The 14,424-nt window shown below is 66.3% G+C and carries 16 protein-coding genes; 11 read left to right on the top strand and 5 right to left on the bottom strand.

Annotated features, from left to right (window positions below; genetic code table 11):
- Window positions 1-100: 100 nt before the first annotated feature.
- The 4 genes from U5809_RS19105 (at window position 101) to U5809_RS19090 (ending at window position 3,820) form a co-directional block, all read left to right on the top strand.
- Window positions 101-1,054, top strand: a complete 954-nt coding sequence (locus U5809_RS19105; RefSeq protein WP_176048112.1) for a LysR family transcriptional regulator — start codon at window positions 101-103, stop codon at window positions 1,052-1,054.
- A 64-nt stretch (window positions 1,055-1,118) separates the two neighbouring features.
- Window positions 1,119-2,246, top strand: coding sequence for a tRNA 2-selenouridine(34) synthase MnmH (gene mnmH / locus U5809_RS19100; RefSeq protein WP_322087705.1), 1,128 nt, complete (start codon window positions 1,119-1,121; stop codon window positions 2,244-2,246).
- Window positions 2,243-3,301 carry a permease gene (locus U5809_RS19095; RefSeq protein WP_322087704.1) on the top strand — a complete coding sequence of 353 codons (1,059 nt, stop codon included), beginning with the start codon at window positions 2,243-2,245 and terminating at the stop codon, window positions 3,299-3,301. Before mnmH ends, U5809_RS19095 begins: the two co-directional genes overlap by 4 nt.
- Window positions 3,302-3,397: 96 nt before the next feature.
- A complete protein-coding gene (locus tag U5809_RS19090) occupies window positions 3,398-3,820 on the top strand; it encodes a hypothetical protein (RefSeq protein ID WP_176048109.1) in 423 nt (140 codons plus the stop codon).
- Between the two features lie 37 nt (window positions 3,821-3,857).
- On the opposite strand, the gene U5809_RS19085 is transcribed toward U5809_RS19090, so the two are convergent.
- Window positions 3,858-4,691 carry an ABC transporter permease gene (locus U5809_RS19085; RefSeq protein ID WP_176048108.1) on the bottom strand — a complete coding sequence of 278 codons (834 nt, stop codon included), beginning with the start codon at window positions 4,689-4,691 and terminating at the stop codon, window positions 3,858-3,860.
- Between the two features lie 6 nt (window positions 4,692-4,697).
- On the bottom strand, window positions 4,698-5,612 hold the full coding sequence (nodI, locus tag U5809_RS19080) for a nodulation factor ABC transporter ATP-binding protein NodI (RefSeq protein ID WP_282507433.1): 915 nt from the start codon (window positions 5,610-5,612) through the stop codon (window positions 4,698-4,700).
- Between the two features lie 332 nt (window positions 5,613-5,944).
- Here nodI and U5809_RS19075 point away from each other — a divergent pair, with 332 nt between their 5' ends.
- Entirely contained in the window at window positions 5,945-6,442 is a 498-nt protein-coding gene (locus U5809_RS19075) for a universal stress protein (protein WP_166964207.1), read from the top strand.
- Between the two features lie 85 nt (window positions 6,443-6,527).
- On the opposite strand, the gene U5809_RS19070 is transcribed toward U5809_RS19075, so the two are convergent.
- The 3 genes from U5809_RS19070 to lexA are packed head-to-tail and all read right to left on the bottom strand — an operon-like array spanning window position 6,528 to window position 8,277.
- Complete coding sequence (locus U5809_RS19070; RefSeq protein ID WP_322087781.1) at window positions 6,528-7,238, bottom strand: DUF2939 domain-containing protein; 711 nt, start codon at window positions 7,236-7,238, stop codon at window positions 6,528-6,530.
- Window positions 7,239-7,267: 29 nt separating this feature from the next.
- Window positions 7,268-7,603, bottom strand: coding sequence for a hypothetical protein (locus tag U5809_RS19065; RefSeq protein ID WP_322087703.1), 336 nt, complete (start codon window positions 7,601-7,603; stop codon window positions 7,268-7,270).
- Between the two features lie 26 nt (window positions 7,604-7,629).
- Window positions 7,630-8,277 carry a transcriptional repressor LexA gene (lexA, locus tag U5809_RS19060; protein WP_006754655.1) on the bottom strand — a complete coding sequence of 216 codons (648 nt, stop codon included), beginning with the start codon at window positions 8,275-8,277 and terminating at the stop codon, window positions 7,630-7,632.
- 264 nt (window positions 8,278-8,541) lie between these two features.
- On the opposite strand from lexA, the gene U5809_RS19050 reads away from it, so the two are divergent.
- The 6 genes from U5809_RS19050 to U5809_RS19025 all read left to right on the top strand — a co-directional run bounded on the left by U5809_RS19050 (window position 8,542) and on the right by U5809_RS19025 (window position 14,330).
- Window positions 8,542-9,579: a sulfate ABC transporter substrate-binding protein gene (locus tag U5809_RS19050; RefSeq protein WP_059234392.1), complete on the top strand. Its 1,038-nt coding sequence runs from the start codon at window positions 8,542-8,544 to the stop codon at window positions 9,577-9,579.
- Window positions 9,580-9,700: 121 nt separating this feature from the next.
- The gene (cysT, locus tag U5809_RS19045; RefSeq protein WP_176048105.1) at window positions 9,701-10,594 is read left to right on the top strand and encodes a sulfate ABC transporter permease subunit CysT; all 894 of its coding nucleotides are present in this window, start codon (window positions 9,701-9,703) and stop codon (window positions 10,592-10,594) included.
- A complete protein-coding gene (cysW, locus tag U5809_RS19040; protein WP_322087702.1) occupies window positions 10,591-11,535 on the top strand; it encodes a sulfate ABC transporter permease subunit CysW in 945 nt (314 codons plus the stop codon). Before cysT ends, cysW begins: the two co-directional genes overlap by 4 nt.
- A gap of 13 nt (window positions 11,536-11,548) precedes the next feature.
- Window positions 11,549-12,607: a sulfate ABC transporter ATP-binding protein gene (locus U5809_RS19035; RefSeq protein WP_322087701.1), complete on the top strand. Its 1,059-nt coding sequence runs from the start codon at window positions 11,549-11,551 to the stop codon at window positions 12,605-12,607.
- A 75-nt stretch (window positions 12,608-12,682) separates the two neighbouring features.
- A complete protein-coding gene (locus tag U5809_RS19030; RefSeq protein ID WP_006484201.1) occupies window positions 12,683-13,609 on the top strand; it encodes a CysB family HTH-type transcriptional regulator in 927 nt (308 codons plus the stop codon).
- Window positions 13,610-13,943: 334 nt separating this feature from the next.
- Window positions 13,944-14,330, top strand: a complete 387-nt coding sequence (locus U5809_RS19025) for a DUF805 domain-containing protein (RefSeq protein ID WP_322087700.1) — start codon at window positions 13,944-13,946, stop codon at window positions 14,328-14,330.
- Window positions 14,331-14,424: the final 94 nt, after the last annotated feature.

Raw genomic sequence — 14,424 nt, 5'->3', positions numbered from 1 at the left:
TTCTAGAAAGCCGTTTTTTTTGTCACAATGATCGAATTTCGAACCTTTCTTTGCCAAAAAGGCAAAGCAGCGCGGCCGGATGCGGCGCGGAGACAGAACGATGGCGGCTTTCCTGCATGGCCTGGCGTTGCGGTATTTCGTCGAGGTGGCGCGCACCGGCTCGATCAGCGACGCGTCCGCGCGGCTGCATGTGGCCGTGTCGGCGATCAGTCGCCAGATCGCGAAGCTCGAGAGCGAGCTCGGCGCGCCGCTGTTCGAGCGCCGGCCGCGCGGGATGGCGCTGTCGGAGGCCGGCGAGCGGCTGCTGGCGTTCGCGCAGCGCAGCCTGCTGGAAGCCGAGCACGTGATGAAGGACATCGGCGGGCTCGACGCGCTGCACGGCAGCCTGCTGAAACTCGCGTGCTCGGAAGGGTTCGCGATCGATTTCCTGCCCGGCGCGCTTGCGAGCTTCAAGGCGCGCCACCCGGGCGTCGATTTCACCGTGTGGGTCGTGTCGCCGGCGGAAGCGACGCGGCGCGTGCGTGACGGCGACGCGGACATCGCGTTGACCTTCAGTCTCGCGCCGGAGAAGGGCGTGCGCGTCGAGCACACCGAGCGCGCACCGGTCTTCGCGCTGGTGCGGCACGACCATCCGCTCGCGACGCGCGACGCGGTGTCGCTCGCCGACGTCGCGCGGCACGCGCATGTGCTGCCCGAGGCCGGCACGACGGTGCGCCAACTGATCGACATTGCGTGCGCGCTCGACGGGCTGCTGCTCGAGCCCGAACTGACGAGCAACAACACCGCGGCGATGTACGGCTACGCGCGGCGCACGGGCGCGGTGATGTTCACGGGGCTGCTGTCGGTGCGCGACCGTTTCGATGCGGACGGCTTCGTCGTCGTGCCCGTGACGAACCCGCAACTGCGCGAGCGCAGCATCCAGGTGCAGACGATGGCGGGGCGCGATCTGCCCGCGTCGGTACGGGCGTTCCGCGATCACCTGATCGACGCGATGCAGGTCGCATCGGCGCCGCCGACTGCCGTGCGCGGCCCGAGACGCCGGCCCGTGAGATAATCGTCAATCCGCCTTCCGTGTCCATGCGGCTCATCGAGCCGCATCGCCCCTGTTCGACGCCAAATTGAAGAACCTGATTGTCACCCTCGATCGCGCCGGCGAGTTCGACGAGATCATCGACGTGCGCACGCCGCTCGAGTTCGCCGAGGATCATATTCCCGGCGCGCTGAACGCGCCCGTGCTCAGCAACGAAGAACGCGTGCTCGTCGGCACGATGTACCGCCAGGTGTCGCCGTACGAGGCGACGCGCGTCGGCGCGGCGATTGTCGCGCGCAACATCGCGCGCCATCTCGACACGACGTTCGCCGACCGGCCGCGCAACTGGCGGCCGCTGATCTACTGCTGGCGCGGCGGCAAGCGCTCGGGCTCGATGACGACCTGGTTCAATCTCATCGGCTGGAAGGCGCGCCAGCTCGACGGCGGCTACAAGGCGTACCGCCAGTCGGTGTGCGCGACGCTCGATTCGCTGCCGACGCGCTTTCGTTACATCGCGCTCGTCGGCCATACGGGCTGCGGCAAGACGCGCCTGCTGAACGCGCTGCACGACGTGGGCGCGCAGACGCTCGATCTCGAGGCGCTCGCGTGCCATCGCGGTTCGCTGCTCGGCGCGCTGCCGGGCAAGCCGCAGCCGACGCAGAAGGGATTCGATTCGGGGCTCGTCGAAACGCTTGGACGTTTCGACCCCGAATGGCCGGTGTTCGTCGAATCGGAAAGCCGCAGGATCGGGCTCGTTCAGTTGCCGATCGCGCTGATCGAAGCGTTTCACGCAGGGCCGTGGGTGCATGTCGACGCGGCGCACGACGAGCGGATCGCGTTCCTTCTCGACGATTACGCGCACCTGTTCGACGAACCGGACGCGTTCAAGGCGCAGCTTCATCGGCTGATCGGCCTGCATAGCCGTGAACAGGTGACGCACTGGAATGCGCTGATCGACGCGAACGCGCGCGCCGACCTGTTCACCGAGCTGATCGACAAGCATTACGATCCTGCCTACGCACGGACCTACCGCGCGACGTACAACAAGCCGAACCGGGCGTTGACGTTCACGTTCCGGCCCAACGCGGCCGACGTGCGCGACCAGGCGCGCACGCTGCTGGCCGAACTCGCGCAAACCGGGTTGCCCGCGTCGGCCGCGCTTGCCGCAGGCGCGAAATCCGAAACCGACCAAGACCAATCGACGACCACACGATGACGACCACACGCGCCCAACCCAGTCCAGCCCTCGGCTGGATGACTTTCCTGCTGATCGCGGTCGCGGGATTGTTCTATGTGAAATGGTTTCCGTACTACAACAAGGCGTTCGTTGCCGCCGAGCACCATTCGATCGGCCAGTCGATCCTGATGGGCACGTCGGCGACTGCCCCCGAGCCGTCGCTGAAGGCCGCGCTCGACTACGCATGGGCGTACGGCAAGGCGATCTGGCAGGCGATGGTGCTCGGCTTGCTGCTCGGCTCGGCCGTGCAGGCGCTGCTGCCCGCGCACTGGGTCGCGCGCGTGCTCGGCCGTACCGGGTTCGGCAGCGTGGCCGCGGGCGGCCTGCTGTCGCTGCCCGGAATGATGTGCACGTGCTGCGCGGCGCCGGTCGTCGCGGGCCTGCGTGCGCGCCATGCGTCGCCGGGCGGCGCGGTCGCGTTCTGGCTCGGCAACACGGTGCTGAATCCGGCCGCGCTGGTGTTCATGGGCTTCGTGCTCGGCTGGCACTGGAGCGCGCTGCGCCTCGTGCTGGGCATCGCGATGGTGTTCGGGATCGGCTATCTGCTGAACCGCATTGCGCGACCTGAAGACCGCAGCATCGACGATGCGCAGCTCGCCGCGCTGGCGGCCGAGCAGGCCGCGGCCGGCAATCCGTTCGTCCGCTGGATGAAGCTGCTCGTGCGCATGGCCGTGCGGCTCGTGCCCGAATACATCGTGCTCGTGCTGCTGCTCGGCGCCGCGCGCGCATGGCTGTTCCCGCATATCGGCCCGGACATCGGCAATCACCTGGGCTGGATCGTCGCATTCGCGGTCGCGGGCATGCTGTTCGTGATCCCGACTGCCGGCGAGGTGCCGATCATCCAGGCGATGCTGTCGCTCGGCATGGGCGTCGGTCCGGCCGCCGCGCTGCTGATGACGCTGCCGCCGATCAGCGTGCCGTCGCTCGCGATGCTCGCGCGTTCGTTCAAGCCGTACATGCTGGCGATCGTCGCGATGCTCGTCGTCGTGTTCGGGATCGTGAGCGGCTTGCTCGCGATCGCGTTCGGGTTCTGACGCGCGCCGGCCCGGTGCGATAGCCGCATTCATATTCATCCGGCGCCGCCGCTTCACGCGTGCGGCGCCCTTTACAAGAAGCAAACAGGAAAACGCATGACCCAACCGAAGATCCATCCTCGACTCGAAAAGGCGCTGACGCGCGGCGATCTCGCGATCCGCCAGGCCAATTCCGCGCGGGCAACTGCCGTGCTGAACGCGCTCGGCACGATGATCATCGAAGCCTCTTCAACGATCGGCGTCGAAGCCAGCATCGACATTCCGCAGGGCGACCGCATTTACGATCCCGTCAATGGCCTGTGGCCGCAGAAGATGCTGGTATCGTTCGACGGCCCGGTGGACGAAGCCGATGCGGACGAACTGCGTTCGGTCTATCTGGTGGCCGACGATCCGGGTACGCAGTTCCGCGTCGAATGGCATCGCGCGGACGGCAAGCTCGGTCGCCAGGAAGGCGGCCCGCTCGCGACCGTCGCGTTCCTGACCGACGTCGAGATCCCGTGGAGCGACGACGACGAGTAACGTCGTCGCATGAAGCCGGCGCCTGGTGCGCCGGCCGTCAGCGCATCATCCGCCGCCGGAACAGCCACGCGGACAGCAGGAATCCGCCGACCGCGTAGCCCGCGAGCACCGCGACGTGCAACGCGATGTCGGTGGCCGGCCGTCCGAGCATCGCGGGCCGGATCAGCTCGACCGCGTTCGCGAGCGGCAGCGCTTGCGCCGCGTGCTGCGCGACGGGCGGCAACTGCGTGATCGGGAAGAACACGCCCGACAGCAGCAGCATCGGCGTCAGCACGAGCGTCTGATAAAACATGAAGAAATCGTAGGACGGCGCGAGCGCCGTGACGATCATCGCGATGCTGGCAAACGCGAGGCCCGCGAGCGCGATCACGGGCAGCGCCGCAAGCATCGACGGAAACTGCGCATAGCCGAGCGCACTCGCGACCAGCATGATCGCGACCCCCGACAGCATCGCCTTGCTGGCACCCCAGACGATTTCGCCGAGCACGATGTCGCCGAGCGCGAGCGGCGTATGCATGATCGCTTCCCACGTGCGCTGTACGTGCATCCGCGAGAAGCCCGAATACATCGACTCGAAGCTCGCGGACATCATCACGCTCGACCCGACCGTGCCGGCCGCCAGGAACGCGATATACGACACGCCGTCGACATGGCCGAGCATCAGGCCGAGCCCGAAACCCAGCCCGAACAGATAGATCATCGGATCGGCAAGATTGCCGAACATCGACGCGAGCGCGAGCTTGCGCCAGACGAGATAGTTGCGCCGCCAGACGGCAATCCAGTTCGTTGCGTTCGCGGGCATCGCGATCGCGAAGCGTGACTCGCGCGGCGGCGCGGACGGTGTGGCGGCGGAATAGTTGCGCACGTCCATGATCGATCAGTCCTGCATTTCGCGGCCCGTGAGCCGCAGGAACACATCTTCCAGATTGGCCGGGCGATGCAGATAGCGCAACCCCGTGCGACCCTTGAGTCGCGCGCTGAGCGGCTCCGCGTCGCTGACGTAGCAGAACAGCGTCTCGCCGCTGATCTCGGTGTGCTTCGCGAATGCCGACAACTCGTCGCGCAGCGCGGCCGGGTCCGGCCCGTAGATCTCGATCACGTCGCAACCGATCTCCGATTCGATCAGTGCGTGCGGCGCGCCTTCGGCGATCTTGCGGCCTTCCTCGATCACGCACAGCCGATCGCACAGGCGTTCGGCTTCCTCCATGAAATGCGTGGTGATCAGGATCGTCTTGCCGCGTGCGAGCAGCGAGCGCAACCGCTCCCACATCAGGTGCCGCGCCTGCGGATCGAGGCCCGTCGTCGGCTCGTCGAGCACCAGCACGTCGGGATCGTTGACGAGCGCGCGGGCGAGCGTGAGGCGCCGCCGCATGCCGCCCGACAGTTCGCCGACCTTCGCATCGGCTTTGCTCTCGAGCTTCGCGAATTCGAGCAGCGGCTGCACGAGTGCGCGTGCGGCCTGCGCGGACATCCCGAAATAGCGGCTGAACACGAGCAGGTTCTCGCGGACAGTGAAGTCGGGGTCGAGATTGTCGAATTGCGGGACGACGCCGACGCGCTGGCGTGCATGCCGCGCACGCGATGGAACCGGTTCGCCACACAGGGAAATGGTGCCGGCATCGGGATGCGCGAGACCGAGCAGCATTTTCAGCGTGGTGGTCTTGCCGGCGCCGTTCGGACCGAGCAGGCCGTAGCATTCGCCGGCCTGCACGTTGAAGGACAGGTCGTTGACGACGAGCTTGTCGCCATAGCGCTTTTCGACGTTGCGGAAATCGATCGGTGCGACGGACATGGGCATGTTGTCGTTGTAAGCGGGCGCGCCTGGCGGCCCGATGCGTGGCCGGTTGGCGAACGGATCGCGCGATTGCTTGTCACACGGGCATGACCGAAGCGCGCGACGCCGGCGTGTTGATGGCCCGCTGGAGTACGGACGGGCCATTCTAGTGCATCGGCTGCGTCTCTTCAGGGCATGCCTGCACGGTGCGATGCATGCACGCACCGATCGTGCACTGCATCATCGCGCACGCGCCGAGCGGGGCGAATCAGCGTTTTCCATCCCTTGCGTCCTGAATTGCGGCGCACCATGATGAATGCGTAGGCTCGTTGTCGCGATAGGGAGGTTTCATGGCTAGCTACAACAAGATTTTGCTGTGTTACGACGGCACGCTCGAAGGGCGCAAGGCACTGCGCTGCGGTGCCAATCTCGCAATGGACCTGAAGGCCGAAACGCACTTGCTGTCGGTCGTCGACATGCGTTCGAGCATTGCGCAAAGCGCGGGTCTGCTGACCGATGTCGCGTGCGGACGGTTCGAGGAAACCGCGCGTGAAATCCTGCAGGAAGGCGTGAACTGGCTGCGTGAGCGCGGTGTGCAGGCCGAGGGCCATTTCGCATTTGGCTATCCGATCGACGAAATCGCGAATCTCGCGACGGAACTGAAGGTTGACCTCGTCGTCGTCGGCCACCGCTGCCGCAGCGGGCTGTCGAGATGGTGGATGGGGTCGGGCAATACGCAACTGCTCGATCGCGTGAACTGCAGCATCCTGGTGGCGTGTTCGTCGGCACAGGAGCAGAAGGAAGAAATCGCCCGCGAGCGGGAAGCCGCGACGGCGAACGGCAAATGATCGAATGATTCGATGACGGCCCGACCGGCGATGCGCGCAGGTCAGGCGCCGTGCCGCATCAGCGGCACGGGTACCGCGCGGCCTGCTACGCGTGCAGGTCGATCGCGGACAATTTCCACGAGAACAGCCCGAAGCGGTGAAATACCGCCGCGTAGCGCGTGCCGTCGGCACTGCGCTGGTACGTCACGACGAATTCGTCGATATTCCGGTAGCCCGCGCTGGTTTGCTGCTGATGCGGCGCATGCGTTGCATCGTTCGCACCGGCCGGTGTGGCAGAGGTGGGTGCCGGCGATGACGCAGCCGCCGCGTCGTTGCCCGGAGCGGCGGTGCTTGCCGGTGCCGGATTGGCCTGCGGTGTGGCCGGCGTGTTTGCCGGTGCATTGCCTTGCGGCTGATTCGACCAGTCGGGCGGGCGCTCTCCCGGATTGCCGCGTGGCGGCAACCCACTCATCAGCGCGGCCACACCCTCCGGTGTTGCGTACGCATCGACCAGCGGGCCGACCAGTGCGGACCCGATCAGCGCGCCGATGACTGCGAACGGATTGTTCTTCTTCACCGCGTCGATCCGGCGCATCAACTCTTCCGTGACCTGCTGCTTCAGGCTGATGCGCAGCGACGGGAAATCGACATATTCGCTGATGGCCTGCGCATCGCGCGCGTCGATCGCCGATTTCAGGCGACCGAGCGCGACATACGGTGACGCGTACGCATAGCCGATCGCCGCCACGACGGCGACGGCCAGCACGATGATCAGCAGGGGCTTGAGCCGCCGTGCGCGGCCCGAAGATCCAGTCACGTTGCCTCCGGTGCGGGGATGTTCCGCAATCAGAGACCGCCAGGCGTAGCCGATCGTTCCTCTGCGATGCAGCGGTCGATCATCCGGCATACAGCATCGATCGTACCGACCATGATCAGGCGCGAACGGCCGTGATAGACGCGCACCGGCGCGCGGCGCGCGGGTTCCGCGTGATTCAGGCCGGCGTTCAGCGATACCCGCGCGAACGCGGGGAGCGCCGACGGCAGCAGGGACGCCTGCCGATCGACTGCGACTTCTTCTTGCACGGGCGCGGCCGCGGAGAGCGGTGCGCAGGGCGTCCGGCCGCGCAGATGACGCAGGCGACCGAATTGACGGAAAGGCAGCAGGCGGGCAAGGCGTTCCATGATGTTCTCCTCAGCGAGACGGAATGTCAGAGTTCGCCCGAGCGGATCAGCCCGACGGCGATGCCTTCCAGCGCGAATTCCGCGCTGCCGGCCTTGACGAAGATGTTTTCGTAATCCGGGTTCTCCGCGATCAGCTCGAGACCGCCCGGCCGGCGCATCAGGCGCTTGACCGTGACGTCGTCGCCGAGACGCGCGACGATGATCTGGCCGTCCTTCGCTTCCGTGCGCTTCTGCACGGCGAGGAGGTCGCCGTCGAGAATGCCGGCGTCGCGCATCGACAGGCCGCGCACCTTCAACAGGTAGTCGGGCTTGCTCGTGAACAGCGCGGGATCGCACGCGTAGTGCTGCGAGATGTGCTCCTGCGCAAGGATCGGGCTACCGGCTGCGACGCGGCCGACGAGCGGCAGCGACAACTGCATCAGGCCGGCGTGCGGCAGCGTGAACTGGTGCGGGGCATCGTCGATGCCGAGCAGGCGGATGCCGCGCGACGCGCCGGCAGCCAGCTCGATCACGCCCTTGCGTGCCAGCGCACGCAGGTGCTCCTCGGCCGCATTCGGCGAGCTGAAGCCCAGTTCGGCCGCGATCTCGGCGCGGGTGGGCGGGAATCCGGAGCGCTCGATCGCGCGACGGATCAAGTCGAACACTTGCTGCTGACGGGCGGTGAGTTTGGTCATGGCTCAACTGTATGGATAGACAGTGAGCTGTATTTTTATACAGTATTTCGGGAATTTCAAGTGTTACTTGAGGTTCGACGCGATCACGCCGGTTCCGGCGTGATTTCGCGACGTCCGGACGGCGGTTTATCTGCCGCAACCGTCCATCCCGTCTGCGTTAGCACTTTTGAGTATTAAAAAATGAAGAACGATTATTTTTAATCATGTAACCCGTTCGTTAGACTGGCCCGACATCGCAATACCGACAACACTGGAGAACCAAGGATGGCGAAGCGCAATACGGGGCTGGTGGGCGGAGTGGGCCGCCTGATCGCAACACTCGCGCTGGGCGCGGCGGCGGCGCTGGGCGTCGCGACGCATGCCCAGGCCGATACGACGTTCCTGAACGTGTCGTACGACCCGACGCGCGAGCTGTATCAGGACTTCAACCAGGCGTTCGGCAAGGAGTGGAAGGCGAAGACGGGCGAGACCGTCAACTTCAAGCAGTCGCACGGCGGGTCCGGCGCGCAGGCGCGCTCGGTGCTCGACGGCCTGCAGGCCGACGTCGTCACGCTGGCACTCGCGTACGACATCGACGCGCTCGCGAACAAGGGGCTCGTGAACAAGGACTGGCAGAAGCGCCTGCCCGACAACGCGTCGCCGTACACGTCGACGATCGTGTTCCTGGTGCGCAAGGGCAATCCGAAGGGGATCAAGGACTGGGACGACCTGACCAAGCCGGGCATCTCGATCGTCACGCCGAATCCGAAGACCTCGGGCGGCGCACGCTGGAACTACCTGGCCGCATGGGCGTACGCCGTGCACAAGCCGGGCGGCAACGAGCAGACGGCCAAGGAATTCGTCACGAAGCTCTACAAGAACGCAGGCGTGCTGGATTCGGGCGCGCGAGGCGCGACGACGAGCTTCGTGCAGCGCGGGATCGGCGACGTGCTGATCGCATGGGAAAACGAGGCATTCCTGTCGGTGAAGGAATTCGGCACCGACAAGTTCGAGATCGTCGTGCCGTCGGTGAGCATCCTGGCCGAGCCGCCCGTCGCGGTCGTCGACAAGGTGGTCGACAAGAAGGGCACGCGCAAGCTGGCCGACGCGTACCTGAATTTCCTGTACAGCCCGCAGGGCCAGGAGATCGCGGCGCGCAACTACTACCGGCCGCGTTCGAAGAACGTGCCGGCGGAACTGACGAAGCAGTTCCCGAAGCTGAAGCTGTACACGGTCGACGACACGTTCGGCGGCTGGACGAATGCGCAGAAGACGCATTTTGCGGACGGCGGCGTGTTCGACTCGATCTACAAGCCGCAGTAAAGCCATAACGACAGCGGCGCGCCATGCAGCGCGCCGCATCCCTGACGGCCCGCCGGCGCGATTCACTGCGCCGGCGTTTGCGTCGGACCCATGAGCAGCATCGACCCAGCAAGAGCATCCGATGACGACGTACACCTTTCGCAAGCCGAGCGCGCTGCCCGGTTTCGGCGTGACACTCGGCATCACGGTGGCCTATTTGAGCCTCGTGGTGCTGATCCCGCTCGCCGCCACGTTCCTGAAGACCGCGACGCTGTCGTGGGACCAGTTCGTCACCGCCGTCACGTCGCCGCGCGTGCTCGCGTCGTACCGGCTGACGTTCACGTCCGCACTTGGCGGCGCGCTGATCAACGCCGTGTTCGGCTTTCTCGTCGCGTGGGTGCTCGTGCGCTACACGTTCCCGTTCAAGCGCCTCGTCGATGCGATCGTCGACCTGCCGTTCGCGCTGCCGACGTCGGTCGCCGGCATCTCGCTCGCGGCCGTCTACGCGACCAACGGCTGGGTCGGCCAGTATCTCGCGCCGCTCGGCATCAAGATCGCGTTCACGCCGGCCGGCGTGCTGGTCGCGCTGACCTTCATCGGGCTGCCGTTCGTCGTGCGCACCGTGCAGCCGGTGCTGGAGGATTTCGAGCGCGAGCAGGAAGAAGCGGCCGCATGCCTCGGCGCATCGCGCTGGCTGACGTTCCGCCGCGTCGTGCTGCCGGCCGTGCTGCCGGCGCTCCTCACCGGCTTCGCGCTCGCGTTCGCGCGTGCGCTCGGCGAATACGGGTCGGTGATCTTCATCGCCGGCAACGTGCCGATGAAATCCGAGATCACGTCGCTGCTGATCATCACGAAGCTCGAGCAGTACGACTACGCGGGCGCGACCGCGCTGGCGGTCGTGATGCTGGTCGTGTCGTTCCTGATGCTGCTGCTGATCAATACGCTGCAGTGGTATCTGCAGCGTCGCACGAGCAAGGGCGCCAGCGGCCCCGCGCCCGCCGCCGTCACCGCCGTCGCAGCAGGAGGCCAGCAATGAGCCAGGAGGCCACCGTCGTGCTGAAAACCCAGTCGCCGGCCGTGCGCGCCACGAAACGGCTCGACCCCGTCAGCGAGTCGCGCGTCGTGCGCTGGCTGCTCACGGGCATCGCGATGGCGTTCCTCGCGTTCTTCCTCGTCGTGCCGCTTGCCGCGGTGTTCGTCGAGGCGCTGCGCAAGGGCGTCGGCTTCTATCTCGAATCGCTGGCCGATCCCGATGCGTGGTCGGCGATCAAGCTGACGCTGACCGTCGCCGTGATCGCCGTGCCGCTGAACCTGGTGTTCGGCGTGTGTGCGTCGTGGGCGATCGCGAAGTTCGAATTCCGCGGCAAGGCGCTGCTGACGACGCTGATCGACCTGCCGTTCTCGGTGTCGCCGGTGATCTCGGGCCTCGTGTACGTGCTGCTGTTCGGCGCGCAGGGCTGGCTTGGGCCGTGGCTGCAGGACCACGACGTGCAGATCATCTTCGCGGTGCCGGGCATCGTGCTCGCGACGATCTTCGTCACGTTCCCGTTCGTCGCGCGCGAGCTGATCCCGCTGATGCAGGCGCAAGGCACCGACGAGGAGGAAGCCGCACGCGTGCTCGGCGCGTCGGGCTGGCAGATCTTCCGCCGCGTGACGCTGCCGAACGTGAGGTGGGGCCTGCTGTACGGCGTGATCCTGTGCAACGCGCGCGCGATGGGCGAGTTCGGCGCAGTATCGGTCGTGTCGGGCCACATCCGCGGCGTGACCGACACGATGCCGCTGCACGTCGAGATCCTGTACAACGAATACAACTTCGCGGCGGCGTTCGCGGTGGCGTCGGTGCTGGCGCTGCTCGCGCTCGTCACGCTCGCGCTGAAGCTGATCGCCGAGCGTCATCTCGCCGCCGAACTGGCCGGCGCGAGCGACACCGTTCCCGCACATGCCGGCCCCGTCGCCGCCGTTTCGTCGAAATCGTAAAGAGGCAACCAGAATGGGTATCACCGTCCGTAACCTTCAGAAGCGCTTCGGCGATTTCACCGCGCTCGACAACGTATCGCTCGACTTTCCGCCGGGCGAACTGGTTGCACTGCTCGGGCCGTCCGGCTGCGGCAAGACCACGCTGCTGCGCGTGATCGCGGGCCTCGAGCACGCGGACGCCGGCCAGGTCGTGCTGCAGGGGCTCGACGTCGCGTCGGTCGGCGCGCGCGATCGCCAGGTCGGCTTCGTGTTCCAGCATTACGCGCTGTTCCGCCACATGACGGTATTCGAGAACGTCGCATTCGGGCTGCGCGTGAAGCCCCGACGCGAGCGGCCGTCGGAGGCGGCGATTCGCGACAAGGTGCATGAATTGCTGAAGCTCGTGCAGCTCGACTGGCTCGCGCAGCGCTATCCGTCCGAGCTGTCGGGCGGCCAGCGCCAGCGCATCGCGCTGGCCCGCGCGCTCGCGGTCGAACCGAAGGTGCTGCTGCTCGACGAGCCGTTCGGCGCGCTCGACGCGAAGGTCCGCAAGGAGTTGCGCGGCTGGCTGCGCCGGCTGCACGACGACCTGCACATCTCGACGATCTTCGTCACGCACGACCAGGAGGAGGCACTGGAAGTCGCGGACCGCATCGTCGTGCTGAACCGCGGCCACGTCGAGCAGGTCGGCAGCCCGCAGGAGGTCTACGATCATCCGCAAAGCGCGTTCGTGTACGAGTTTCTCGGCGCGGCGAACCGGCTGCCCGGTACAGTGGCCGGGCGCGGCTTCGTCGCCGAGGGCGCGGCTGCGCCGATCGAGGTCGACGCCGATTTCGCGGGCCCCGCGAACGCCTACGTGCGACCGCACGACCTGCAGCTGTGGCCGGTGGGCGAAGGGCACCGCGACGGCATCGCGGTGGACGTGCGCCGCGTGATTCCGCTCGGCGGGTCCGTGCGCGTGGAGCTCGAAGCGCGCGCGGGCGGTGCGCTCGAGGCCGAACTCGATCGCGATGCATGGCGGGCGCTGTCGTTGCAGGTCGGCGACGGTGCGACGGCCGTGCCGCGCGCGGTGCGTGTGTTTCCCGCGCGTTGACGAGAAAATGCAGGGCAGGGGGCGGAACACGCTCCGAATCGACAATCAAACAACGACAGCCTAAGAGGCATACCCATGAATTTTCAGCAATTGCGGTTCGTGCGCGAAGCGGTGCGCCAGAACATGAACCTGACGGAAGTCGCGAACGTGCTGTACACGTCCCAGTCGGGCGTGTCGAAGCAGATCAAGGATCTCGAGGATGAACTGGGCGTCGACATCTTCATACGGCGCGGCAAGCGGTTGACGGGCCTCACGGAGCCCGGCAAGGCCGTGCACCAGCTGATCGAGCGGATGCTGCTCGATGCCGAGAACCTGCGCCGTGTCGCGCGCCAGTTCGCCGACCAGGACAGCGGCCACCTCGTCGTCGCGACGACGCACACGCAGGCGCGCTACGCGCTGCCGAAGGTGATCCGGCAGTTCACCGACGTGTTCCCGAAGGTGCATCTGGCGCTGCGCCAGGGCAGCCCGCAGCAGATCGCGCAGATGATCCTGAACGGTGAAGCCGATCTCGGCATCTCGACCGAGGCGCTCGACCGCTATCCGGACATCGTCACGTTCCCGTGCTATTCGTGGCACCACACGGTCGTCGTGCCGAAGGGGCACCCGCTCGTCGGCCGCGAGAACCTGACGCTCGAGGAAATCGCCGAGTACCCGATCATCACGTACGACCAGGACTTCACGGGCCGCTCGCACATCGACCAGGCGTTCACGCAGGCGGGCGCGGTGCCGGACGTCGTGCTGACCGCAATCGATGCGGACGTGATCAAGACCTACGTCGAGCTCGGGATGGGGATCGGCGTGGTCGCCGCGATGGCCTACGATCCGCAGCGCGACACGGGGCTCGTCGCGCTCGATACGCAGCACCTGTTCGAGGCGAGCACGACGCGTGTCGGTCTGCGCAAGGGCGCGTTCCTGCGCGCGTATGCGTACCGGCTGATCGAGATGTTCGCCCCGCACCTGAACGAAGCGGAAATCGCGGGGCTGTTGCGCGAAGCCGTTTGACGGTTGCGCGCCGCGCGCGCCGTCCGAGCAGTCGCCCCGGATGGCGCGACGTGCGCGCATCGCGTCGTACACCGGGCGGCGGCAGCGGAACGGCCGCCGTCACGGTTGCATGATTCATCGGGCCATCGGTTGCGGTTGCTGCTCCGGGCCCGGTTCTTCGCCATGAGCGGCGATCGACACGCATTCTCGTGCCAACAGAACCACAAGACGGCACCGGCGAACGCTTCGATCCGGTGCCGGCCATCCAGGCCGGGCCATGTTTCGGAAGATATGATTCAATGCGCGTGCATTGTCTGATGGCGGGTGTTCACGCCGCACGACGAAGAGGCGAACAATGAATCTGAAGTGGTTTCTCTTTTCCTTCAAAGGCCGGACCGAGCGCCTGCCGTGGTGGATCTACACGCTGGTTTCCGGGTTGATCGGCGTGTTCTTCGACGCGGGGGCGCGCGGTTCGTCGAACGACGATCTGCCGCTGCTGGTGGTGCTTGTCGCGATCGCGATCGCCGTCGTCGCGACGTGGTCGTGGCTGGCGGTCACCGTGAAGCGGCTGCACGACATCGACAAGTCGGGGTGGTGGATGCTGCTGCTGTTCGTGCCGATCGCCGGTGCGATCGCGTTGTTCGTGATGAACGGTTTCATCGCCGGTACGCCGCATGCGAACCGCTTCGGCGAGCCGCCGGCGATCGACGTGGACGAACCCGCGTCGCACGATCCGGCGTGATGTGTGGCGGCGTTGCGACTGTCGCATTTGCGCGTCACGCGGCACGATCTGGCACTCCGAATAAACCCTTAAATATTGATCAGACAGGTTGCGC

It is taken from the genome of Burkholderia sp. BCC1999, from assembly GCF_905339975.1.
In the GTDB taxonomy this organism is placed as follows: Bacteria; Pseudomonadota; Gammaproteobacteria; order Burkholderiales; family Burkholderiaceae; genus Burkholderia.
This window is presented reverse-complemented; position numbering and strand designations above follow the sequence as displayed.